We start from the raw sequence: 19,320 nt of genomic DNA on the forward strand, positions 1-19,320 counted from the left end.
TCTGCGACCGATCACCGCCCGAGCGGGCTGTAGAAGACCAACCCGTTGCCCTTGTTGTCGTACACCACGGCGCGGCGCTCGTGCGCGTCGTCGTACGGGCCCTTCACGATGCCGCCGCCGGCTTCTTCGATGGCCTTCGCGGCGGCGTCCACGTCGGCGGTCTTGATGCCGACGACCACCTGGCCGTGGATCGGATGGTCGATTGCGGTCGCGAGTGCGAGGGTGACCCCGCCACCGTCGAGGGCCGCGAAATGAGCGCCGTCGCGGAACTTCAACGCCATGCCCAGGGTCTCGCTGTAGAACTTGATCGACTCGTCGAGATCGTCGGTCGACAGCACGATCATCTTCACTTCATGGCCGCTCACGAAAGTCCTCCTTCGGCGAATGTCCGGAAAGCCTAACGGGATCGACACCAGGGCAGCGAGAGTCGATCGTCCCTTCGAGCGCCGCCGGTCGACCCCTCCCAGTCCGATTTTTGTCACAGTGACGTATTAGGGTCGATGAATTTTGTGCGGCGCGAGGGGGAGGGGAGGCGGTTCGAGGCCGGCGGTGTCGGCAGCGCCGCTGGTTACCATCGACGAGTGGACCGTGCCGCCAGACTCGTGCTCGCTGTCGACCGTCAGGGCGGCCGATGCCTGTGGTGCGGCAGACGGTTCGGGCCCCTGGTACCACCGACCACCGAACACCTCGTGCCGCGAGTCAAAGGCGGTCCCAGCATCGCCGCCAACGAGGCTGCCGCGTGCCCGCGGTGCAACGCGGATCGCGGACACATGGGCCCGATCGACTGGCTCGCACAGTGCCGACACCGACACGGATGGACCCCTCAGGCGAGTCTGCTGGCAACGCTGCTGAACGAGTTGAACCTCGAATTCGACAGCGCGGGTGGACATCGCCGCGCCAAGCGCTACCTGTCCGGCCAGCTGCGGCGTTGCCGACCCGACGACCGCTGAGGGACGCTGACCGGGATTCACCCCAGCAATCGTCACTGTGACGAATTACTTCGCGAGGAGGCCGCGGCGGGGGCGAGGGCACGCCACGCCGGAGCACGTGGTCGATTGCTGACCTCGGGGTGGCATCCGGCCGCTCGGCGGCAGGCATGTCCGGGCTCTGGGCGGCGCGGTTCGGCAGCGAGCCCGCGATACAAAGTGCCCGACGTTGCGCCGCGACGCCGAAAGCCGAGCAGATGAACGTCGTCACGACGGGCAGGCTCGCGACATCCTCGACACCCGACCGGATCCCGCGTCGGCGAAAAGGCTGGTCGAGTCCGGTACTCGTATTGCCGATAATCCACATTATGTCAACTAACGGATCGGAGAACTCCCCAACCGGGATCGAATGCAGTGCCGAGGTGGTCGACGCCCCGCGTCGCGACGGCGGAGGTGATCGAGCAGACGGCGGATTGGATCCGCTCCGGCAGCGACGCCCGCCACCTCGGCAACGCCGGGAACGGCGGGCCGCCCCACGGAACGGCCGGTGCGCTACTGCGACGTTCTTCGGCGCGACGGCCGATCGCCACATACGGGATCACGACATCTCGCAGACGGTCCGACCTGCCGTGAAGATATACCGCACGGACCCGTCCCGACGCCCCTGCGGCGCCCGACGTTCGGCATGGACGAGACCTCCTCCCCGATGCCCGAGCACCCCGACGGCCGGGAATGCCCCGCGCCGCCGGCGACCGGCCGGCATGCCCGGCCCCACGGCGCACCGCGTCGATCCTCTCGTCGGGGTCGGCGCCACACTCCTCGCCATCTATAATAACGATTATGATGGATAATCACCGTTATCCATCATGTGCGGCAGAGGTCGCGGCGGGTACGCTCCCCGGATGCCGGCGGAACGCCGCCGTGTGGGCAATCCCGCGCTCGCCGCCCTCGTCCCTTGCGCCCCGGGCGCGACGAACCGGCCCGCGTGCGGGCGAGCGCCGGGAAGGCAACCCTCGCGCTCGTCCCCGGGCGGCGATACGTCTCGCCCACTCCGTCCCGTCCCGGACCTCTCCCCGCACGGCATCCCTTTCCGCGTCGACGTAGATTCGGGTTCGACAGGTATGGTCGGTTCCGCCGGGCCGGCCCGGGGTACGGGAGGGACGTCGATGCGGCCGAGCGTGTGGTTGACCCCGGGCGAGCTGTCCGCCCGCTCCGGGGTGGCGGTGTCCGCGCTGCACTACTACGAGGCCCGCGGCCTGATCGACAGCAGGCGCACCTCCGGGAACCGGCGCACCTACCGGCGCGACACGCTGCGTCGCCTGGCGTTCATCCGGGTCGCCCAGGGCGTCGGAGTCTCCCTCGACGAGATCCGGGAGGCGCTCGATTCGTTGCCGGACAGCCGGGTGCCGACCGCCGCGGACTGGGCCCGGCTATCGCGGCAGTGGCACGACCGGCTCACCGAGCGGATCGAGGCGCTCACAGCCCTGCGGGACAGTTTCACCGACTGCATCGGTTGCGGCTGCCTGAGCCTGGCCTCGTGTCCGCTGGCCAACCCCGGCGACGTGCTGGGCGCGCAGGGGCCGGGACCGCACCGGCTCGGCAGGTCCGTGCCCCGATAGGAGTCCGGCACCCGCGCCCCGCCTCGGGTCCCCACTCCCCTTTCCTGTTGTCACACCGTTCCCGTCGGTCCCGGATGTCACACTGGTATCGCACAGGTGTACGACCGGTACGTGAGGAGGGGCATGACGAGCCGGGTGGATCCGGGGTTGCTGGACTGGGTCGCCGCGTATCTCGAGACGTTGCAGACGGCGAAGCGGTCGGCGCACACCGTCAAGGCGTACCGACTGGATCTGCAGGCGGTGTGCGAGGAACTCGGCGTCAAGCTCTCGGTCGCCCCGGAGGACCTGTGCGTGCAGGACATCACGATCCGGGCGATGCGCTCGGCGTTCGCCGCGTTCGCGCGGGAGCGGCAACCGGCGTCGGTGCGGCGGGCCTGGTCGGTGTGGAACAGCTTCTGCAACTTCCTCGTCTCCGAGGGGGTGTCGGAGGGCAACCCGATGGCGTCGATCGCCCAGCCGAAGCGGCCGCAGCACACCCCGAAGTCGTTCACGCCCAAGGCGATCGGTCAACTCGTCGACACCCTCACCGTCGAGGCGCAGCGCCCCGCCGCCTCGGGCCGGGAGTGGCCTCAGCGCGATCTGGCGCTCATCGCGACCCTGTTGCTGACCGGCATCCGCTCGGAGGAGCTGATCCGCCTCGATCTCGGCAGCGTTCTCGGCGGCACCGAGGCGCCCGTGCTGCGGGTGATGGGCAAGGGATCGGTGGAACGGCGGATTCCGCTCGAGGAGAGCTGGACGGCGATCGTCTCCGGGTACCTCGAGGAGCGCTACACGCGGTTCCCCCCGTCCCAGCGGTCCCGGCGCGGCGACGACGAGACGCCGGCGGTGTGGGAGCGCTATCCCCCGTCCGATCCGTTGTTCGTCGGCGCCGACGGCCAGCGCATCACCCGCGGCACGCTGCAGTACCGGGTGCGGCGGATGTACCGGATGGCGGGCATCGAGGGTGAGCGCAAGCGGGGCGCCCTCGCGCACGCGCTGCGGCACACCTTCGCCACCAGTCTGGCCGACGGCGGCGCGACGATGGTGGAACTGCAGCAGTTGCTCGGACACCGGTCGCTGCAGACCGTGCAGATCTATACGTCGGCGACGGACGACGCGGTCCGGCACGCCGCGCGGCACAATCCGGTCTACGGGCTGCTCGACCGGCGCGAGTGAGGCCCGGCGCGCGGGGGCCGGCCGGTGGCGGGACGCGTAAGCCTGTGGTGAGCGGGTATTGCTGACAGACTGGGGGCGGCGCGGGAGCCCCGTCGCTCGTCCCGCCACCGGTTGCCCGGTCGACCCGAGACATCGAGGAGCACGGAATGAGCATCCAGTCGGTTGAGCCACGTCGTCACCATGTCGTGGTGATCGGATCCGGATTCGGGGGCCTGTTCGCCACCAAGGCCCTCGCACGTGCCGACGTGGACGTCACCGTCGTCGCTCGGACCACGCACCACCTCTTCCAGCCGCTGCTGTACCAGGTGGCGACGGGCATCCTGTCGGTGGGCGACATCGCGCCCCCGACCCGCCTGGTGCTGCGCAAGCAGAAGAACGCGCAGGTGCTGCTCGGCGACGTCGAGTCGATCGATCTGACGCAGCAGACCGTCGCGTCCCGGTTCCTCGAGCACGAGACGGTGACGCCGTTCGACAGCCTGATCGTCGCCGCCGGTGCCGGGCAGTCGTATTTCGGCAACGACCAGTTCGCCGAGTTCGCGCCCGGCATGAAGACGATCGACGACGCGCTCGAGCTGCGCGGCCGGATCCTCGGGGCGTTCGAGCAGGCGGAACTGTCCGAGGACCCGGCCGAGCAGCGGCGGCTGCTCACGTTCGTGGTGGTCGGGGCGGGCCCCACGGGGGTGGAACTCGCCGGGCAGATCGCGGAGCTGTCCCATCACACGCTCCGGGGCGCGTTCCGCACCATCGATCCGTCGTCGGCGCGGGTGGTGTTGCTCGACGGGGCACCGGACGTGCTGCCGGTGTACGGGGGCAAGCTCAGCGCCAAGGCCCGTCAGACCCTCGAGAAGCTCGGCGTGGAGATCCAGCTCAACGCGATGGTCACCGACGTGGACGCGACGGGCCTGACGATCAGGGAGAAGGACGGCACCGAGCGCCGGATCGAATCGCAGTGCAAGGTGTGGTCGGCGGGCGTGTCGGCGAGCCCGCTGGGCCGGCAGCTCGCCGAGCAGTCCGGCGCCGAGGTCGACCGGGCGGGCCGGGTCCAGGTGAATCCGGACCTGTCGCTGCCCGGTCACCCGAACGTGTTCGTCATCGGCGACATGATGTCGTTGGACAAGCTGCCCGGCCTGGCGCAGGTGGCGATGCAGGGCGGTAAGTACGCGGCGCGGCAGATCGTGGCGGGCCTGTCCGGTCACAGTCCGGCCGAACGCAAGCCGTTCAAGTACTTCGACAAGGGTTCGATGGCCACGATCAGCCGGTTCAGCGCGGTCGCGAAGGTCGGCAAGCTCGAGATCAGCGGGTTCGTCGGCTGGGTGGCCTGGCTGGGGATCCACCTGCTGTACCTGGTGGGGTTCTCGAACAAGCTGTCGACCCTGCTGTCGTGGGCCACGACGTTCCTGACCCGGGGCCGCAACGAGATGGCCTCGACGGAGCAGCAGGTGTTCGCCCGCAACGCGATCGATCGGCTGCAGCGGCACACCGAGGAGGCCGAACGCGGCAGCCGCCGCGCCGCGGGCTGAGACGCGGCCGCCGCCGCGCCGCGGGCTGAGACGCGGCCGCCGCCGCGCCGCGGGCTGAGGCTGGTTCCGGTGGCCCCCACCGCTGTGGTCAGCCCCCCAGGGCGTCGGGATCGAGGATGTTGGCGAGGCGCACCTGCCCGTGGGCGACGGTGCGGTCCTGTTCGTCGGTGATGGCGACCTGCCACAGCTGCTGGCTGCGCCCGCGCTGGATGGGGGTGGCGGTGGCGGTGAGCACACCCTCGCGGGTGGCGCGGATGAAGTCGGTGTTGTTGTTGACCCCCACCACCTTGCCGCGGTCGCCGAGCCAGATGCTGCCGGCAAAGCTGGCGACGGACTCGACGACCGCGCAGTAGACGCCGCCGTGGACGATGCCGAACGGCTGGTGCTGGGTCGGGGTGACGGTCCAGTGCGCGCGGACCCGGTCCGGGCCGAGTTCGGTGAACTCGAGGCCGAGGACGGAGCCGAAGCCGTTGTTGTGCTGTTCGGTGACGGCCGCGGGGTCGGTCAGGTGCTCCTGCGTGGGCAGATCGGTCATGTGTCACTCCGTCCGGGTCGTGCCAGCTCCCTGGCGCGGGCCCGGCGGCGGTCGCCGGGTCTGGAAGGGATGCTAGGACATCGCCGGTGGCACGCAGTGCCGGGACGAGCCGGCGGGCCTCGCGTCGTGGACGCGAGGCCCGCCGCGGGAAGGACCGGGAGTCTCTGCAGCCCTCAGGACTCCGGCGCGGTCCGGCGGTCGCAACACTCTCGACTATAGGGAAGGCTTGCCTAATTTGGCAAGCCCTCGGACCGGCAGGCCCAGCGTCAGGAACGCATCCAGCAGAAGCTGGCCGCGACGCGCCGCGACGGAGCGGGAGGTGCCGGCCAGCAGGGGAATCTGGGCCGCACCCGCCACGACGGCGCGGCCCAGGAGGGACCAGAACCGCAGCGCGTCGGTGGGGGCGCACAGTGCCAGCGAGGCGTGCGCGGCATGCAGCGCGGTGCCGGCCCGGTGGGCGGTCCACCGCGCGAGCGCCTCCTCACACGGCAGCACGACGACCGTGTCGTCGGCGGCCGCGGGGTCGTCGGGCAACACGCGCAGGGTGTCGTCGGCGACCGCGGCCCAGTCGATGCCTCCGTCGCTGTCCTGGTGGATCCACAGGTTGTCGAGTCCGGGGTCCCAGCAGCGTGCCTCGAGCAGGTAGGGGGCGAGCACCCGGCCCGCGACGACGTGGACGAGGGCGCCGGCCACCTGGTCGGCGGCGATCCGCGGGTCGGCGACGTCCTCGAGCGCGCGGGCGTGGAGCAGCGCGATCCGCCGGTCCCGCTCGGCGTCGGCGAGCCGCCACCAGCGGCGGCGCGGCTCGTCGTCGATGCGGGCGACGGCGTAGACGCGCGGGGCGTGCGGCGTCAGCAGGCGCAGGCGGGCGTCCGTGTCCACGAACGCGCGGACCTGCGCTGCGGTGGATCGGGGTGGCAGCAGGGTTGTCATCCACACCTCCTGATCGGCGAGCTGCTGTGGTTAGGTAAGCCTAACCATTACATTACGGGCCGGCGGATGCAACCCGGAAGATAGGGTTCGGTAACCTAACCTCCGTTCGGCCGAGTTCGCGTCCCCCGAGGAGCCCGCCCCTGTGACCACCCTCCGCCCCCCGGACACACCGGCCTCCGCCGCTGTACCTCCCTCCCTGGCCCGACGCCTCGTTGCCGAGGCCCTCGACCTGGCCCTGCTCGCCGTTCCCGCCGGCATCGGCCTGCTGCTCGTGCAGGCACTCGCCGACGCCAACGGCGGCGGGCAGACCGACCGGGTCGTCTTCGGCGGCACCGCACTGGCCGCCACCGTCGGCCTGCAATGGTGGAACCGCGGGCACCGCGAGGGCAGCACCGGGTGCAGCCTCGGCAAGCAGTGGACCGGCCTGATCACGCGCGACGCCGCGGACGGCGGCCCGGCCGGCACGCGGCGCAGCCTGCTGCGGCGCGGCACCGAGGTCGTCACCGACCGCGTCGCCGCCGCCGCGGGCTTCACCCCCCGCGCCGCCGACACGAGCCTCGCGGCGCTCCGCCGTCGCCGGCTCCTCGGCCTGCTCGCCATCGGCGGCGTCCTGGGGGTGGTGCTGCTCGCCGGGATCGCCGTCGGCGCGCGACCGATGACCATCGCCGAGGTCGTCCACGCGCTGACCGTCGACGACGGCTCCGACACCGACGTCATCGTGCACACCCTGCGGATCCCGCGCACGGTCCTCGGACTCGTGGTCGGCATCGCACTCGGCGTCGCCGGCGCCCTCATCCAGGGCCACACCCGCAATCCGCTGGCCGACGCGGGACTGCTCGGCCTCAACGCGGGCGCCGCGTTCCTGGTGGTGCTCTCGATCTACCTGCTGGGCATGTCCACCCCCGCCCAGTACCTGTGGTTCGCCTTCGCCGGGTCCCTCGCCGCCAGCCTCGTGGTCTTCGGGCTGTCCTCCCTCGGCGGTGGCCGCGCCGGGCCGCTGAGCCTGGCCCTGGCCGGCGCCGCCGTCGCTTTCTTCCTGCAGGCCATGACGCATGCGGTGGTGCTGCTCGACCAGACCACCCTCGACGGATACCGGTTCTGGATCGTCGGCTCCGTCGCCGGACGCGACCTCGAGGTGCTGTGGCAGGTGCTGCCGTTCCTCGCGGCCGGGCTCGTCATCGCGGTGGCCAACACGCCCGGCCTCAACGTCCTCGGACTCGGCGAGGACGTGGCCCGCTCCCTCGGCACGAACGTCGTCGCGGCCCGCACCGTCGGCATCGTCGCCATCACCCTGCTCACCGGCGCGGCCACGGCGGCGTGCGGGCCGATCGCGTTCATCGGGCTCGTGGTCCCGCACGTGGCGCGGGCCGTCACCGGACCCGACTATCGCTGGCTGGTCCCCTATTCGGGCCTGCTCGGCGGCGCGCTGCTCGTCCTCGCCGACGTGATCGGCCGGATCGTCGTGCGGCCCGGCGAACTGCAGGTCGGCATCGTGCTCGCGCTGATGGGGGCGCCGTTCTTCATCGCCCTGGTCCGCCGGCGCCGGCTGGTGGCGCTGTGACCGCGCCCGCGACGACGCACCCCGCACCGGACCGGCCGACGGTCCCGTCCCGTCCGGCCCTGCGGCTCGGCCCGGTCTCGCTCGTGTGGCGCCCGCGCATGGTGGTCGTGTGCCTGGCGCTGGTGGTGGCGACGTTCCTGCTGCTGTGCGTGGGCCTCGGCCGGGGCGACTATCCGTTGTCGGTGCCGCAGGTGCTCGCCGTCCTGGCCGGCGGCGGGGAACAGCTCGACCGGTTCATCGTGCACGAGTTGCGGCTGCCCCGCGGCCTGGCGGCGGTGCTCGTCGGCGCGGCCCTGGCCGTCTCCGGGGCGCTGACCCAGACGGTCTCGCGCAATCCCCTGGCCAGCCCCGACATTCTGGGCATCACGGCCGGGGCGAGCGCGGCCGCCGTCGCCCTGATCGTCGCCACCGGGTCCGGAGTGCTCGGCGGGGCGCTCGGCGCGCTCGGCCTGCCGCTCGCGGCGCTGCTGGGGGGCCTGCTCACCGCCGCGGCGGTGTACGTGCTGGCCTGGCGCGGCGGCGTCGAGGGCTTCCGGCTGGTGCTGATCGGCATCGGCGCCAACGCCCTGTTCGTCGCGCTGACCAACTGGATGCTCGTCTCGGCCGACATCAACGACGTCTCGCAGGCCCAGGTGTGGCTCACCGGGTCGCTCAACGGCGCCGGGTGGTCCCAGGTGGTGCCCACGGCGCTCGCGCTCGCCGTGCTCGGCGGCTGGCTCGTCACCGGCGCGTTCACGATGGGCGCGCTGCGGCTCGGGGACGACACCGCCCGCTCGCTCGGGGTGCGGCTGCAGACCCAGCGGGCGGTGCTGCTGCTCTCCGCGTGCGCGCTGGCCGGGATCGCCACCGCGGCGGCCGGCCCCATCGGGTTCGTCGCATTGGCCGCCCCTCAGGTCGCGTTGCGGCTGGTCCGCTCCCCCGGCCCGCCGCTGATCGCCTCGGCCCTGACCGGGGCGGCGCTCGTCGTCGCGGCCGACATCCTCGCCCGGACGGTGCTGCCGGTGGCCCTGCCCGTCGGGCTGGTCACCTCCGCGCTCGGCGGCCCGTTCCTGCTGTACCTGCTCGTGCGCTCCAACCGAAAGGTCTCCGTATGACCGGCATCTCCCGCGACATCGGCGCGCCCGCAGCCCAACCGGCGGCGGCCGCGTCGCCGCGGCTCGTCGCCGAGCACCTGGCCCTGGGCTACGGCGACCGGCTCGTCGTCGACGACCTGGATCTGACCGTGCCCACCGGCGTGATCACCACGGTGATCGGTCCCAACGGTTGCGGCAAGTCCACCCTGCTGCGGGCCCTGGGCCGGCTGCTGCGCCCGCGTCGCGGCACCGTGCTCCTCGACGGGCACGCGATCTCCTCGATGCGCACCCGCGACGTCGCGCGGGTGCTGGGGCTGCTGCCGCAGGCCCCCGTCGCGCCGGAGGGCCTGACCGTCGCCGACCTCGTCGCACGCGGACGGCATCCGCACCAGTCGTGGCTGCGCCAGTGGTCCGCCGACGACGAGGGCGAGGTCGCCGTCGCGCTGGAACGCACCGGCATCGCGGATCTGGCCGACCGCCCGGTCGATCAGCTCTCGGGCGGGCAGCGGCAGCGGGCGTGGATCTCGATGGCGCTGGCGCAGGGCACCGACATCCTGCTGCTCGACGAGCCGACCACCTATCTGGATCTGGCGCATTCGGTGGAGGTGCTCGACCTCGTCGACCGCCTGCACTCGGAGCTGGGGCGCACCGTGGTGATGGTGTTGCACGATCTGAATCTCGCGATCCGCTACAGCGACCATCTCGTGGTGATGAAGGACGGGCGGATCGTGCGGTCGGGGGCGCCGGCGGAGGTGATCACCGAGGAGTTGCTGCGCGAGGTCTTCGCGCTCGACGCCGCGGTGATCGACGATCCGGTCTCGGACCGGCCGCTGATCGTGCCGATCGGCACCCGCCACGTCGTCGGCACCGCGGGCGGCCCGGCAGCCACGAGAACACGTACTACTTCGGGTAGTACGACACGGACGTCGGAGACCCGGTAAACTCGTGTCATGGCAGCACTCGGAGAACTCGAACGCGCAGTGATGGACCACCTGTGGTCCTCCACCGAACCCCAGACCGTCCGGCAGGTCCACGAGGCCCTCGCCGCCCGGCGCTCCCTCGCGTACACCACCGTCATGACCGTTCTCCAGCGCCTCGCGAAGAAGAACCTCGTCATCCAGCAGCGCGACGACCGCGCCCACCGCTACGTGCCGGTGCACGGCCGCGAAGAACTCGTCGCCAGCCTCATGGTCGACGCCCTGGATCAGGCCGACGAGTCCGCCGGCCGGGTCGCCGCCCTCGTCCACTTCATCGGGCGTGTCAATCCCGACGAGGCCGCCGCGCTGCGCGAGGCCCTCGCCGCCCTCGAGGCCGAGGAGGAAGGGCACGCCCGTCCCGCCGTCGCCGACCCGGGTACCGGTCGGGCGAGCTGACTGGCACACTCGGTGCCATGAACGCGACCACTGCGCTGGTCTTCGGCATCCTTGCGCTGCTGCTGGCAGGACCGATACCGGCCCTGCTCAGTCGTGCCACCTGGCCGTACCGCAACCCCCGCGCCGCCCTGGTGCTGTGGCAGGCAGTGGCCCTCGCGGCCGTGCTGTCCGCGTTCAGTTCCGGCCTGGCCATCGCGTCGCTGCTGCTCGTCCCCGGCGAGGACGGCCGCCCCACCACCGCCCCGCTGCAGGAGATCGACGCGCTGGGCCTGCCCCTGTGGCTGACCTACGTGGTGGTCTTCGCCCTCACCCTGCTGATCGGTGCACGGCTGATGTATTCGATTCTGCGGGTCGGCGTCCGAACCCGCCGCCGCCGGGCCCGGCACCGCATGCTCGTCGACCTGCTCGACCGGCGCGACAGCGGCGCGTCGGTACGCCAGCTGTCCTACGTGCGCGTCCTCGACACCGCCGAACCCGTCGCCTACTGCCTGCCGGGCCTGCGGCACCGGGTCGTGCTGAGCGAAGGCACCCTCGACCACCTCGGCGACGACGAGATCCGCGCCGTCCTCGGCCACGAGCACTCGCACCTGCGGGCCCGGCACGACCTCGTGCTCGAGGCGTTCACCGCCGTCTACGAGGCGTTCCCCCGCTGGGTGCGGTCCAAGTCGGCGCTCGGCTCGGTGCAGCTGCTCGTCGAGATGCTCGCCGACGACTCCGCCGTGCGCGTCACCGGACCCACCCCGCTGGCCCGGGCCCTGGTGGCCTGCGCCGGCGCCCGCACCCCCCAGGGCGCCCTCGCCGTCGGTGGCCCCTCCACGCTGCTGCGGGTCAAACGCCTCGCCGAACCCGGACCGGACCTGCGCACCGCCGTCATCGCGTACGCCGCCGCCGTCGCGATCCTCGTCGTGCCCACCATCGCGGTCGCCGTGCCGTGGCTGACCGAACTCGGCCGCCTGCTGCGCGCCTGGTGAACCGGCGCCGGCCCCACCCGTAGCACGCCCCCGATTTCGATCCCGTCCGGGTTCGGGGGAAGCTGTACCCATGACCGTCGAACGCACCGAGAATCCCCGCGCCCAGATCGGCGTGACCGGCCTGGCCGTCATGGGATCGAACATCGCCCGTAACTTCGCCCGCCACGGCCACACCGTCGCGCTGCACAACCGCAGTGTCGCCAAGACCGACGCCCTGCTCGAAGCCCACGGCGACGACGGCGACTTCGTGCGCACCGAAACCATCGAAGAGTTCGTCGCCGCCCTGCAGAAGCCGCGCCGGGTGCTCATCATGGTCAAGGCCGGCGAGGCCACCGACGCGGTCATCGAGGAACTCGCGAACGCGATGGAACCCGGCGACATCATCATCGACGGCGGCAACGCCCTCTACACCGACACCATCCGCCGCGAAGCGGCACTGCGCGAACGCGGCCTGCACTTCGTCGGCGCCGGCATCTCCGGCGGCGAGGAAGGCGCCCTCAACGGGCCGTCGATCATGCCCGGTGGCCCCACGGAGTCCTACGAGGCCCTCGGCCCCCTCCTCGAGTCGATCTCCGCCCACGTAGACGGCACCCCGTGCTGCACCCACATCGGCCCCGACGGCTCCGGCCATTTCGTGAAGATGGTGCACAACGGCATCGAGTACGCCGACATGCAGCTCATCGGCGAGGCCTACAACCTGCTGCGCGACGCCCTCGGCTACGACGCCACGACGATCGCCGACGTGTTCTCCGAGTGGAACACCGGCACCCTCGAGTCCTACCTGATCGAGATCACCGCCGACGTCCTGCGCCAGACCGACGCCACCACCGGCAAGCCCCTCGTCGACGTCATCGTCGACGCCGCCGAGCAGAAGGGCACCGGCCGCTGGACCGTCAAGTCCGCCCTCGACCTCGGCGTCCCGGTCACCGGCATCGCCGAAGCCGTCTTCGCCCGCGCCCTGTCCGGCTCCCGCACCCAGCGCGCGGCGGCCCGCGGCCTGGCCTCCGGCGCCCTCGGCGACAAGCCCGCCGACGCCACACAGTTCACCGAGGACATCCGCCGCGCCCTGTACGCGTCGAAGATCGTCGCCTACGCCCAGGGCTTCGACCAGATCGCCGCCGGCAGCGCCGAATACGGCTGGAACGTCGACCGCGCCGCCCTGGCCACCATCTGGCGCGGCGGCTGCATCATCCGCGCCCAGTTCCTCAACCGCATCAAGGAGGCCTACGACGCCGACCCGCAGCTGCCCAGCCTGATCCTCGCCCCCTACTTCCGCGAGGCCATCGAAGCCGGCATCGACAGCTGGCGCCGCGTCGTGGCCACCGCCACCATGCTCGGCATCCCCGTCCCCGCGTTCGCCTCGTCGCTGTCGTACTACGACGGGCTGCGCGCCGAACGTCTGCCCGCGGCCCTCACCCAGGGCCAGCGCGACTTCTTCGGCGCCCACACCTACGAGCGCATCGACGCCGACGGCAAGTTCCACACCCTCTGGAGCGGCGACCGCAGCGAGATCCGCGCCTGACCGCGCCCGCACCGACGCCGCCGTAGGGCATAGTTTGTGCCCATGAGCGGCACCGTCACGGCGTCCGTCGTGTGCGCGCTGGCCGCCGCGATCCTGTTCGCGGCGGCCAGCGTCGCCCAGCAGCGCTCCGCCGAAGCCGTCCCCGCCGGCGAGTCCCTCGTCGCCGCCCTGATCCGCAGCCCCCGCTGGTGGGCCGGGGTACTCGGTGACGGCGGCGGCTACCTGCTGCAGGTCGCCGCGCTCGCCCTCGGGCCGGTCCTGGTGGTCCAGCCGCTGCTGGTGTCGTCGCTGCTGTTCGCCCTCCCCCTGTCCGCGGCGTTCTCCGGGTCTCGCATCACCCGTCCCACCTGGCTGACCGCGGCGGCGCTGTGCGCGGCTCTCGTCGTGTTCCTCGTCGTCGGCGACCCCACCGCCGGGGAGATCGACGCCCCGGGGCACGAGTGGGTGCTCCCGCTCGGCGTGGTGTGCGCCGTCGTGCTCGCCGCCACCGCGATCGGGCTGTTCGGCCGCGACCGCGGCACCCGGGCGCTGGCCCTCGGCGCGGCCAGCGGCCTGCTCTACGGGGTGGCGGTGGCGTTCACCAAGTACGTCACCGACCTGTTCGAGCACGGCCTGCGGCCCGTGGCCGGCGCCTGGCAGACCTGGGCCCTGGTCACCGCCGGCCTCCTCGGCGTCTACCTGCAGCAACGCGCCTTCCAAGCCGGCCCGCTCGCCGCATCCCTGCCGGCCGTCACCATCGGCGAGCCCCTCGCCGCCGTCTTCCTCGGCATGACCGTCCTCGACGAACGGCTCCGGGTGGACGGCCCGGGACTCGCCCTCGTCGTCGCCTCGGTCGGCGTGATGCTGATCGCCACGGTGGCGCTCTCACGCAGCCAGGCCCGGCTCACCGCACCCGCCGGCGCCGGCGCCGGCGCGTAACATTCGCCGGGTGCGCTTCCTCGACGGTCACCAGCCCCCGTACGACCTGACGTACGACGACGTGTTCCTCGTCCCGGACCGATCCGCCGTCGCATCCCGGTTCGACGTGGACCTGTCCACGGTCGACGGCTCCGGCACCACCATCCCCATCGTGGTCGCCAACATGACCGCCGTGTCCGGCCGCCGCATGGCCGAGACCGTCGCCCGCCGCGGCGGGCTCGTCGTGCTCCCCCAGGACCTGCCGGCTGGCACCGCCGCCGAGACCGTAGCGTTCGTCAAGAGCCGCCACCTCGTCGCCGACACCCCCGTCACCCTCGGCCCCGAGGACTCCGTCTCCGACGCCCTCGCCCTGCTGCCCAAACGCGCCCACCGCGCCGTCGTGGTGGTCGACGAGAACCGCCGCCCCGTCGGCGTCGTCACCGAGGCGTCCTGCCGCGAGGTGGACCGGTTCGCGCGGCTGCGGTCGGTCGCCATCCGCGACTTCGCCACCGCCCCCGTCGGCTCGTCCCCGCGGGAGGCGTTCGCGCTGCTCGAGGCCAAGCACGACCCGTTGGTTGTCCTCACCCACGACGACGGCACCCTCGCCGGGGTCCTGACCCGCACCGGCGCCGTCCGCGCCGGCATCTACAGCCCGGCCGTCGACGCCGACGGCGCCCTGCGCATCGGTGCCGCCGTCGGCGTCAACGGCGACGTCGCCGCCAAGGCCGCCGGACTGGTCGACGCCGGCGTCGACCTGCTCGTCCTCGACACCGCGCACGGGCACCAGGAGAAGATGCTCGACGCCCTGAAGCGGATCAAGGCGCTCGATCTGCCCGTCCCCCTCGTCGCCGGCAACGTCGTCTCCGCCGCCGGCACCCGCGAACTGCTCGACGCCGGCGCGGACATCGTCAAGGTCGGCGTCGGCCCCGGCGCCATGTGCACCACCCGCATGATGACCGGCGTCGGGCGCCCCCAGTTCTCCGCCGTCGCCGAATGCGCCCACACCGCCCGCGACCTCGGCGCGCACGTGTGGGCCGACGGCGGCGTGCGCCACCCCCGCGACGTCGCGCTCGCCGTCGCCGCCGGCGCCGCCAACGTCATGATCGGGTCCTGGTTCGCCGGCACCTACGAATCCCCCGGCGAGCTGCGCTACGACGAGACCGGACACCCCTACAAGGAGAGCTTCGGCATGGCCTCCAAGCGCGCGGTGGCCGCCCGCACCGTCGACGACTCCGCCTTCGACCGCGCCCGCAAGGCCCTGTTCGAGGAGGGCATCTCCACCTCCCGGATCCGCATCGACCCGCAACGGCCGGGCGTGGAGGACCTGATCGACCACATCTGCTCCGGGGTGCGCAGCACCTGCACCTACGCCGGCGCCCGCACCCTCGAGGACCTGCACGAGCGGGCCGTGCTCGGGGTGCAGTCGGCGGCCGGCTTCGCCGAGGGACGGCCCCTGCCCACCGGTTGGTGACCGCGCCGCCGCTGCGGAGCCGGACACGGCCCGTAGAATGAGGCCTCACCGTGAAACGCCCGCCCCTTTTCGATGATCGGGCCCGACGAGAGGAACCCGGTGCCCGCGGCACCCACCACCACTTCGACAGGACCCCTGGCCACCGCGGCCGACGCGGAGTCCGACTCCGCCGGTTCGGAGGGCTCCCCTAGCGAGCCGGGTGACAAACCCGGCGGGACCTACTCGACACCGGAGCGCAGCTTCCATTCGGCACCGGAGCGGAGCTCCCGGTCGGCACCGGGACGGTGCTGATGTCCGTCTTCCTGTCCATTCTCAGCCTGGTCGGCTTCATCGCCCTCACCGCGGGCACCGCCGTGTTCGTGGCGGCCGAATTCTCCCTGACCGCCCTCGAACGCAGCACCGTCGACGCCCACGCCCGCGACGGCGACCTGCGCGCGCGACAGGTGCAGCACGCCCACCGCACCCTGTCCTTCCAGCTCTCCGGCGCCCAGCTCGGCATCACCATCACCACCCTGATCACCGGCTACCTCGCCGAACCGGTCCTCGCCCGGTTTCTCGACCCGCTGCTGCGCGCGGCCGGGCTCGGCGCCGGCGTGGCCTCCGGCATCTCCCTGGCCCTGGCGCTGATCATCGCCACGTCGTTCTCGATGATCTTCGGTGAGCTCGTGCCGAAGAACCTCGCCATCGCGCGGCCCCTGGCCACCGCCCGCGCCACCGCGGGCCTGCAGGCCGGCTTCTCGCTGGTCTTCAAGTGGGCCATCGTCGGGCTCAACGGCGCCGCCAACCGGATCGTGCGGCGATTGGGCATCGAACCGGCCGAGGAACTGCGCTCGGCGCGCTCCCCGGAGGAACTCGGTTCCCTGGTCCGGGCCTCGGCGGAACGCGGCGCCCTCGACGAGAACACGGCGCTGCTGGTCGGGCGCTCGCTGCGCTTCGGGGAACGCACCGCCGAGGACCTCATGACCCCCCGCGTGACCATCGAGTCACTCGACGTCCACGACACCGTCCTCGACCTCATCGACGCCTCGTCACGCACCGGCTACTCCCGCTTCCCCGTCGTCGACGGCGATCTCGACGCCACCGTCGGCGTCGTGCACGTCAAGCACGCGTTCACCGTGCCCGGCCGGCGCCGCGCCCACACCCAGCTGCGCACCCTCGCCCGGCAGGTGCCCGTCGTGCCGTCCACCCTCGACGGTGACGCGGTCATGGAACGGGTCCGCTCCGACGGCATGCAGGTCGCGCTCGTCGTCGACGAGTACGGCGGTACCGCCGGCATCGTCACCATGGAGGACCTGATCGAGGAGATCGTCGGCGACGTCCGCGACGAGCACGACGAACCCGAGCCCGAGGCGCAGCGCGTCGAGCAGGGCTGGTCCTGCTCCGGGCTGCTCCGCATCGACGAGGTGGCCCACCTGACGGGATACCTCGCCCCGGACGGCGAGTACGAGACCCTCGGCGGCCTGATCCTCACCGAGCTCGGGGAGATCCCCGCATCCGGCGACGAGGTGCTGCTGCCGCACCGGCCCGGCGACGCCCATCACCGGTGGCGTGCCCACGTCCTCGAGATGGACGGGCACCGCATCGACCGGGTCCTGCTCGTCCCCGTCGACGAGCCCGCCGGCGAGGACGACCACGCACCGGACGACGAGAGGGGGGACCGGCGATGAACGACTGGCTCGCGGTGCTGCTCACCGTCCTGCTGCTCGCCGGCAACGCCTTCTTCGTCGGCGCCGAGTTCGCCCTCATCACCGCCCGCCGCGACCGGCTCGAAACCCTCGTCGGGCAGGGCAAGAAGAGGGCACGGACCGTCATCGACGCGGGCGAGCACCTGTCGCTGATGCTCGCCGGGTCCCAGCTCGGCATCACCATCTGCTCGATCCTGCTCGGCCGCGTCGGCGAACCGGCGATCGCCCACCTGATCGAACAACCCATGCATGCGCTCGGCGTCCCGGACTCCCTGCTGCACCCGATCGGCTTCGCGCTCGCCCTCGCGATCGTGGTGGTGCTGCACATCCTGCTCGGCGAGATGGTCCCGAAGAACATCGCCATCGCCGGACCGGAGCGGTCGGCGATGCTGCTCGTGCCGGCACACCTGCTGTTCATGAAGGTGGCCCGGCCGCTGATCGCCTTCTACAACCTGTGCGCCAACGTCAGCCTGCGGTTGCTGCGGGTGGAACCGAAGGACGAACTCGATGTCACCGTCACCGAGATCGAACTGTCCGAGATGATCGGTGAGTCCCGCTCCGAGGGGCTGCTGGACGAGGAGGAACACCGGCGCCTGACCAAGGCACTCGCGACGAGCGGACGAACCGTCGCCGACGTGACGATCCCCCTGTCCGGGGTCCGCACCGTTCCGCTCGGCCCGGCCGGCACCACCCTCGGGGCCGTCGAGCGGGCCGTCATCGAGACCGGCTACTCCCGGTACCCGGCGGAGACCCCGGCCGGGGAACTGGCCGGCTATCTGCACCTGAAGGACGTGCTCGACCTCGTCCGCGACGAGTCCGCGGGACCGGACACGATCATCGCGACCGCGGAGATCCGGCCGTTGCCGCCGGTGCCGGTCGACGCCCCCCTCGACGACGCCCTGTCGCTGCTGCGGCGCACCAGTTCCCACCTCGGCGGAGTCGTCGACGAGCACGGCAGGGTCATCGGCATCGTCGCGCTCGAGGACCTCGTCGAACAATTCGTCGGCACCGTGCGCGACACCACCCACCGGATCGCCGACCCGGGACCGGGACCCCGGACGTGAACCCCGCCCCGACCACCCCGGCGCCCGCCGGCCGGCGGCGCCCCCGCCGGCACAGCACCGCGATGGAATCATTGCAGCACCGATGCAGTCGTTACGGGCGGGAACCATGAGTGCGGTCCTGGCACCCGAGCAGTGGCTGCCGCGCCGGGAGCGGCACCGCCACCGGCTGACGGCGCTGCTCGGCCCCTACCTCGACCGGCGAGCGCGCGGCGCCACCCACCCGGTGATCGACTTCCTGTTCACCTACTACAGCTTCACGCCGTCCCAGCTCATGCGCTGGCACCCCGGCTTCGGATCCACCCTCACCGGCTCCGCGTCGGCGGAGTACGCCACCCTGCGGGGCTACCGGACCACCGGCACCGGGGTCACGGTCGACCCCACCCACCTGGCCCGGCGGCGCGAGACCGTCCGATACGTCGCCGGCCTGCTCGAGGCCACCGCATCCCGGCCCGCGCACTTCGGCTGCTTCGGTCTCCACGAATGGGCGATGCTCTACCGCACTCGGCCCGAAGACGTCCGCCACAGCGCCGTACCCCTGCGCCTCGGCCACACCGGCACCGACGCCGTCGTCGAGTCGTTGCAGCTGCGCTGCACGCATTACGACGCGTACCGGTTCTTCACCCCGGACGCCGGCCCCCTCAACATCGAACCGCTCACCCGCGACGACCAGGTACGGCGGGAACAACCAGGCTGCCTGCACGCCGCCATGGACCTGTACAAATACTGTTACAAGCTCACCCCGCTGCTCGACACGGACCTGACCGTCGACTGCTTCGAGCTGGCCTACGCCGCCCGGGAACTCGACATGCGGGCCAGCCCGTACGACCTGAGCGAGTACGGCTACCCCCCGGTACCGATCGAAACACCCCGCGGACGAGCGGAGTACGTCCGCGAGCAGACGGTCCTGGCCGAGCGGTCCACCGCGCTGCGCGCGGCGCTGCTCGACCGGTGCCACCGGCTGCTCGACGCCGACCGGGAGCACGCCGGCCGCTGCTGAGCGGACACCGCCGCCTGC

General features: G+C 72.0%; 18 protein-coding genes. 15 read left to right on the top strand and 3 right to left on the bottom strand.

Annotated elements, in window-relative coordinates; translation table 11 throughout:
- Nucleotides 1-11: 11 nt before the first annotated feature.
- Nucleotides 12-365 (bottom strand): VOC family protein, encoded by a 354-nt coding sequence (locus tag ISO16_RS03645; protein WP_006936832.1) that lies wholly within the window; start codon nt 363-365, stop codon nt 12-14.
- A gap of 216 nt (nt 366-581) precedes the next feature.
- Between ISO16_RS03645 and ISO16_RS28980 the strand changes: the two genes are divergently transcribed.
- From ISO16_RS28980 to ISO16_RS03665, 4 genes are all read left to right on the top strand, one after another.
- Nucleotides 582-950, top strand: a complete 369-nt coding sequence (locus tag ISO16_RS28980; protein ID WP_072635294.1) for an HNH endonuclease — start codon at nt 582-584, stop codon at nt 948-950.
- Nucleotides 951-2,092: 1,142 nt separating this feature from the next.
- Nucleotides 2,093-2,545, top strand: coding sequence for a redox-sensitive transcriptional activator SoxR (gene soxR / locus ISO16_RS03655; protein ID WP_006936821.1), 453 nt, complete (start codon nt 2,093-2,095; stop codon nt 2,543-2,545).
- Between the two features lie 123 nt (nt 2,546-2,668).
- Nucleotides 2,669-3,700: a tyrosine-type recombinase/integrase gene (locus ISO16_RS03660; protein WP_072635295.1), complete on the top strand. Its 1,032-nt coding sequence runs from the start codon at nt 2,669-2,671 to the stop codon at nt 3,698-3,700.
- Nucleotides 3,701-3,846: 146 nt separating this feature from the next.
- Complete coding sequence (locus tag ISO16_RS03665) at nt 3,847-5,220, top strand: NAD(P)/FAD-dependent oxidoreductase (protein WP_072635296.1); 1,374 nt, start codon at nt 3,847-3,849, stop codon at nt 5,218-5,220.
- 88 nt (nt 5,221-5,308) lie between these two features.
- On the opposite strand, the gene ISO16_RS03670 is transcribed toward ISO16_RS03665, so the two are convergent.
- Nucleotides 5,309-5,755 (bottom strand): PaaI family thioesterase, encoded by a 447-nt coding sequence (locus ISO16_RS03670; protein ID WP_006936807.1) that lies wholly within the window; start codon nt 5,753-5,755, stop codon nt 5,309-5,311.
- A gap of 213 nt (nt 5,756-5,968) precedes the next feature.
- On the bottom strand, nt 5,969-6,688 hold the full coding sequence (locus ISO16_RS03675; protein ID WP_006936805.1) for a hypothetical protein: 720 nt from the start codon (nt 6,686-6,688) through the stop codon (nt 5,969-5,971).
- A gap of 142 nt (nt 6,689-6,830) precedes the next feature.
- Between ISO16_RS03675 and ISO16_RS03680 the strand changes: the two genes are divergently transcribed.
- The 11 genes from ISO16_RS03680 (at nt 6,831) to ISO16_RS03730 (ending at nt 19,302) form a co-directional block, all read left to right on the top strand.
- Nucleotides 6,831-8,249 (top strand): FecCD family ABC transporter permease, encoded by a 1,419-nt coding sequence (locus tag ISO16_RS03680; RefSeq protein ID WP_072635297.1) that lies wholly within the window; start codon nt 6,831-6,833, stop codon nt 8,247-8,249.
- The gene (locus tag ISO16_RS03685) at nt 8,246-9,343 is read left to right on the top strand and encodes a FecCD family ABC transporter permease (RefSeq protein WP_072635298.1); all 1,098 of its coding nucleotides are present in this window, start codon (nt 8,246-8,248) and stop codon (nt 9,341-9,343) included. Before ISO16_RS03680 ends, ISO16_RS03685 begins: the two co-directional genes overlap by 4 nt.
- Entirely contained in the window at nt 9,340-10,263 is a 924-nt protein-coding gene (locus ISO16_RS03690; RefSeq protein ID WP_072635299.1) for an ABC transporter ATP-binding protein, read from the top strand. Before ISO16_RS03685 ends, ISO16_RS03690 begins: the two co-directional genes overlap by 4 nt.
- A 9-nt stretch (nt 10,264-10,272) precedes the next feature.
- Nucleotides 10,273-10,695 (top strand): BlaI/MecI/CopY family transcriptional regulator, encoded by a 423-nt coding sequence (locus tag ISO16_RS03695; RefSeq protein ID WP_006936801.1) that lies wholly within the window; start codon nt 10,273-10,275, stop codon nt 10,693-10,695.
- A gap of 17 nt (nt 10,696-10,712) precedes the next feature.
- Complete coding sequence (locus ISO16_RS03700; protein ID WP_072635300.1) at nt 10,713-11,666, top strand: M56 family metallopeptidase; 954 nt, start codon at nt 10,713-10,715, stop codon at nt 11,664-11,666.
- A gap of 70 nt (nt 11,667-11,736) precedes the next feature.
- Entirely contained in the window at nt 11,737-13,188 is a 1,452-nt protein-coding gene (gene gndA, locus ISO16_RS03705) for an NADP-dependent phosphogluconate dehydrogenase (protein WP_029543818.1), read from the top strand.
- A 42-nt stretch (nt 13,189-13,230) separates the two neighbouring features.
- Entirely contained in the window at nt 13,231-14,106 is an 876-nt protein-coding gene (locus ISO16_RS03710) for a DMT family transporter (protein WP_072635301.1), read from the top strand.
- Between the two features lie 10 nt (nt 14,107-14,116).
- Nucleotides 14,117-15,556, top strand: coding sequence for a GuaB1 family IMP dehydrogenase-related protein (locus ISO16_RS03715; RefSeq protein ID WP_006936796.1), 1,440 nt, complete (start codon nt 14,117-14,119; stop codon nt 15,554-15,556).
- A gap of 290 nt (nt 15,557-15,846) precedes the next feature.
- Entirely contained in the window at nt 15,847-17,223 is a 1,377-nt protein-coding gene (locus ISO16_RS03720; RefSeq protein ID WP_072635302.1) for a hemolysin family protein, read from the top strand.
- On the top strand, nt 17,220-18,305 hold the full coding sequence (locus tag ISO16_RS03725) for a hemolysin family protein (protein WP_029543826.1): 1,086 nt from the start codon (nt 17,220-17,222) through the stop codon (nt 18,303-18,305). The genes ISO16_RS03720 and ISO16_RS03725 overlap by 4 nt, the downstream gene beginning before the upstream one ends.
- Nucleotides 18,306-18,411: 106 nt before the next feature.
- On the top strand, nt 18,412-19,302 hold the full coding sequence (locus tag ISO16_RS03730) for a 3-methyladenine DNA glycosylase (RefSeq protein ID WP_072635303.1): 891 nt from the start codon (nt 18,412-18,414) through the stop codon (nt 19,300-19,302).
- The last annotated feature ends 18 nt before the right edge of the window (nt 19,303-19,320 follow it).

The sequence above is a fragment of the Rhodococcus sp. M8 genome (assembly GCF_015654185.1).
GTDB lineage: Bacteria > Actinomycetota > Actinomycetes > Mycobacteriales > Mycobacteriaceae > Rhodococcus > Rhodococcus aetherivorans.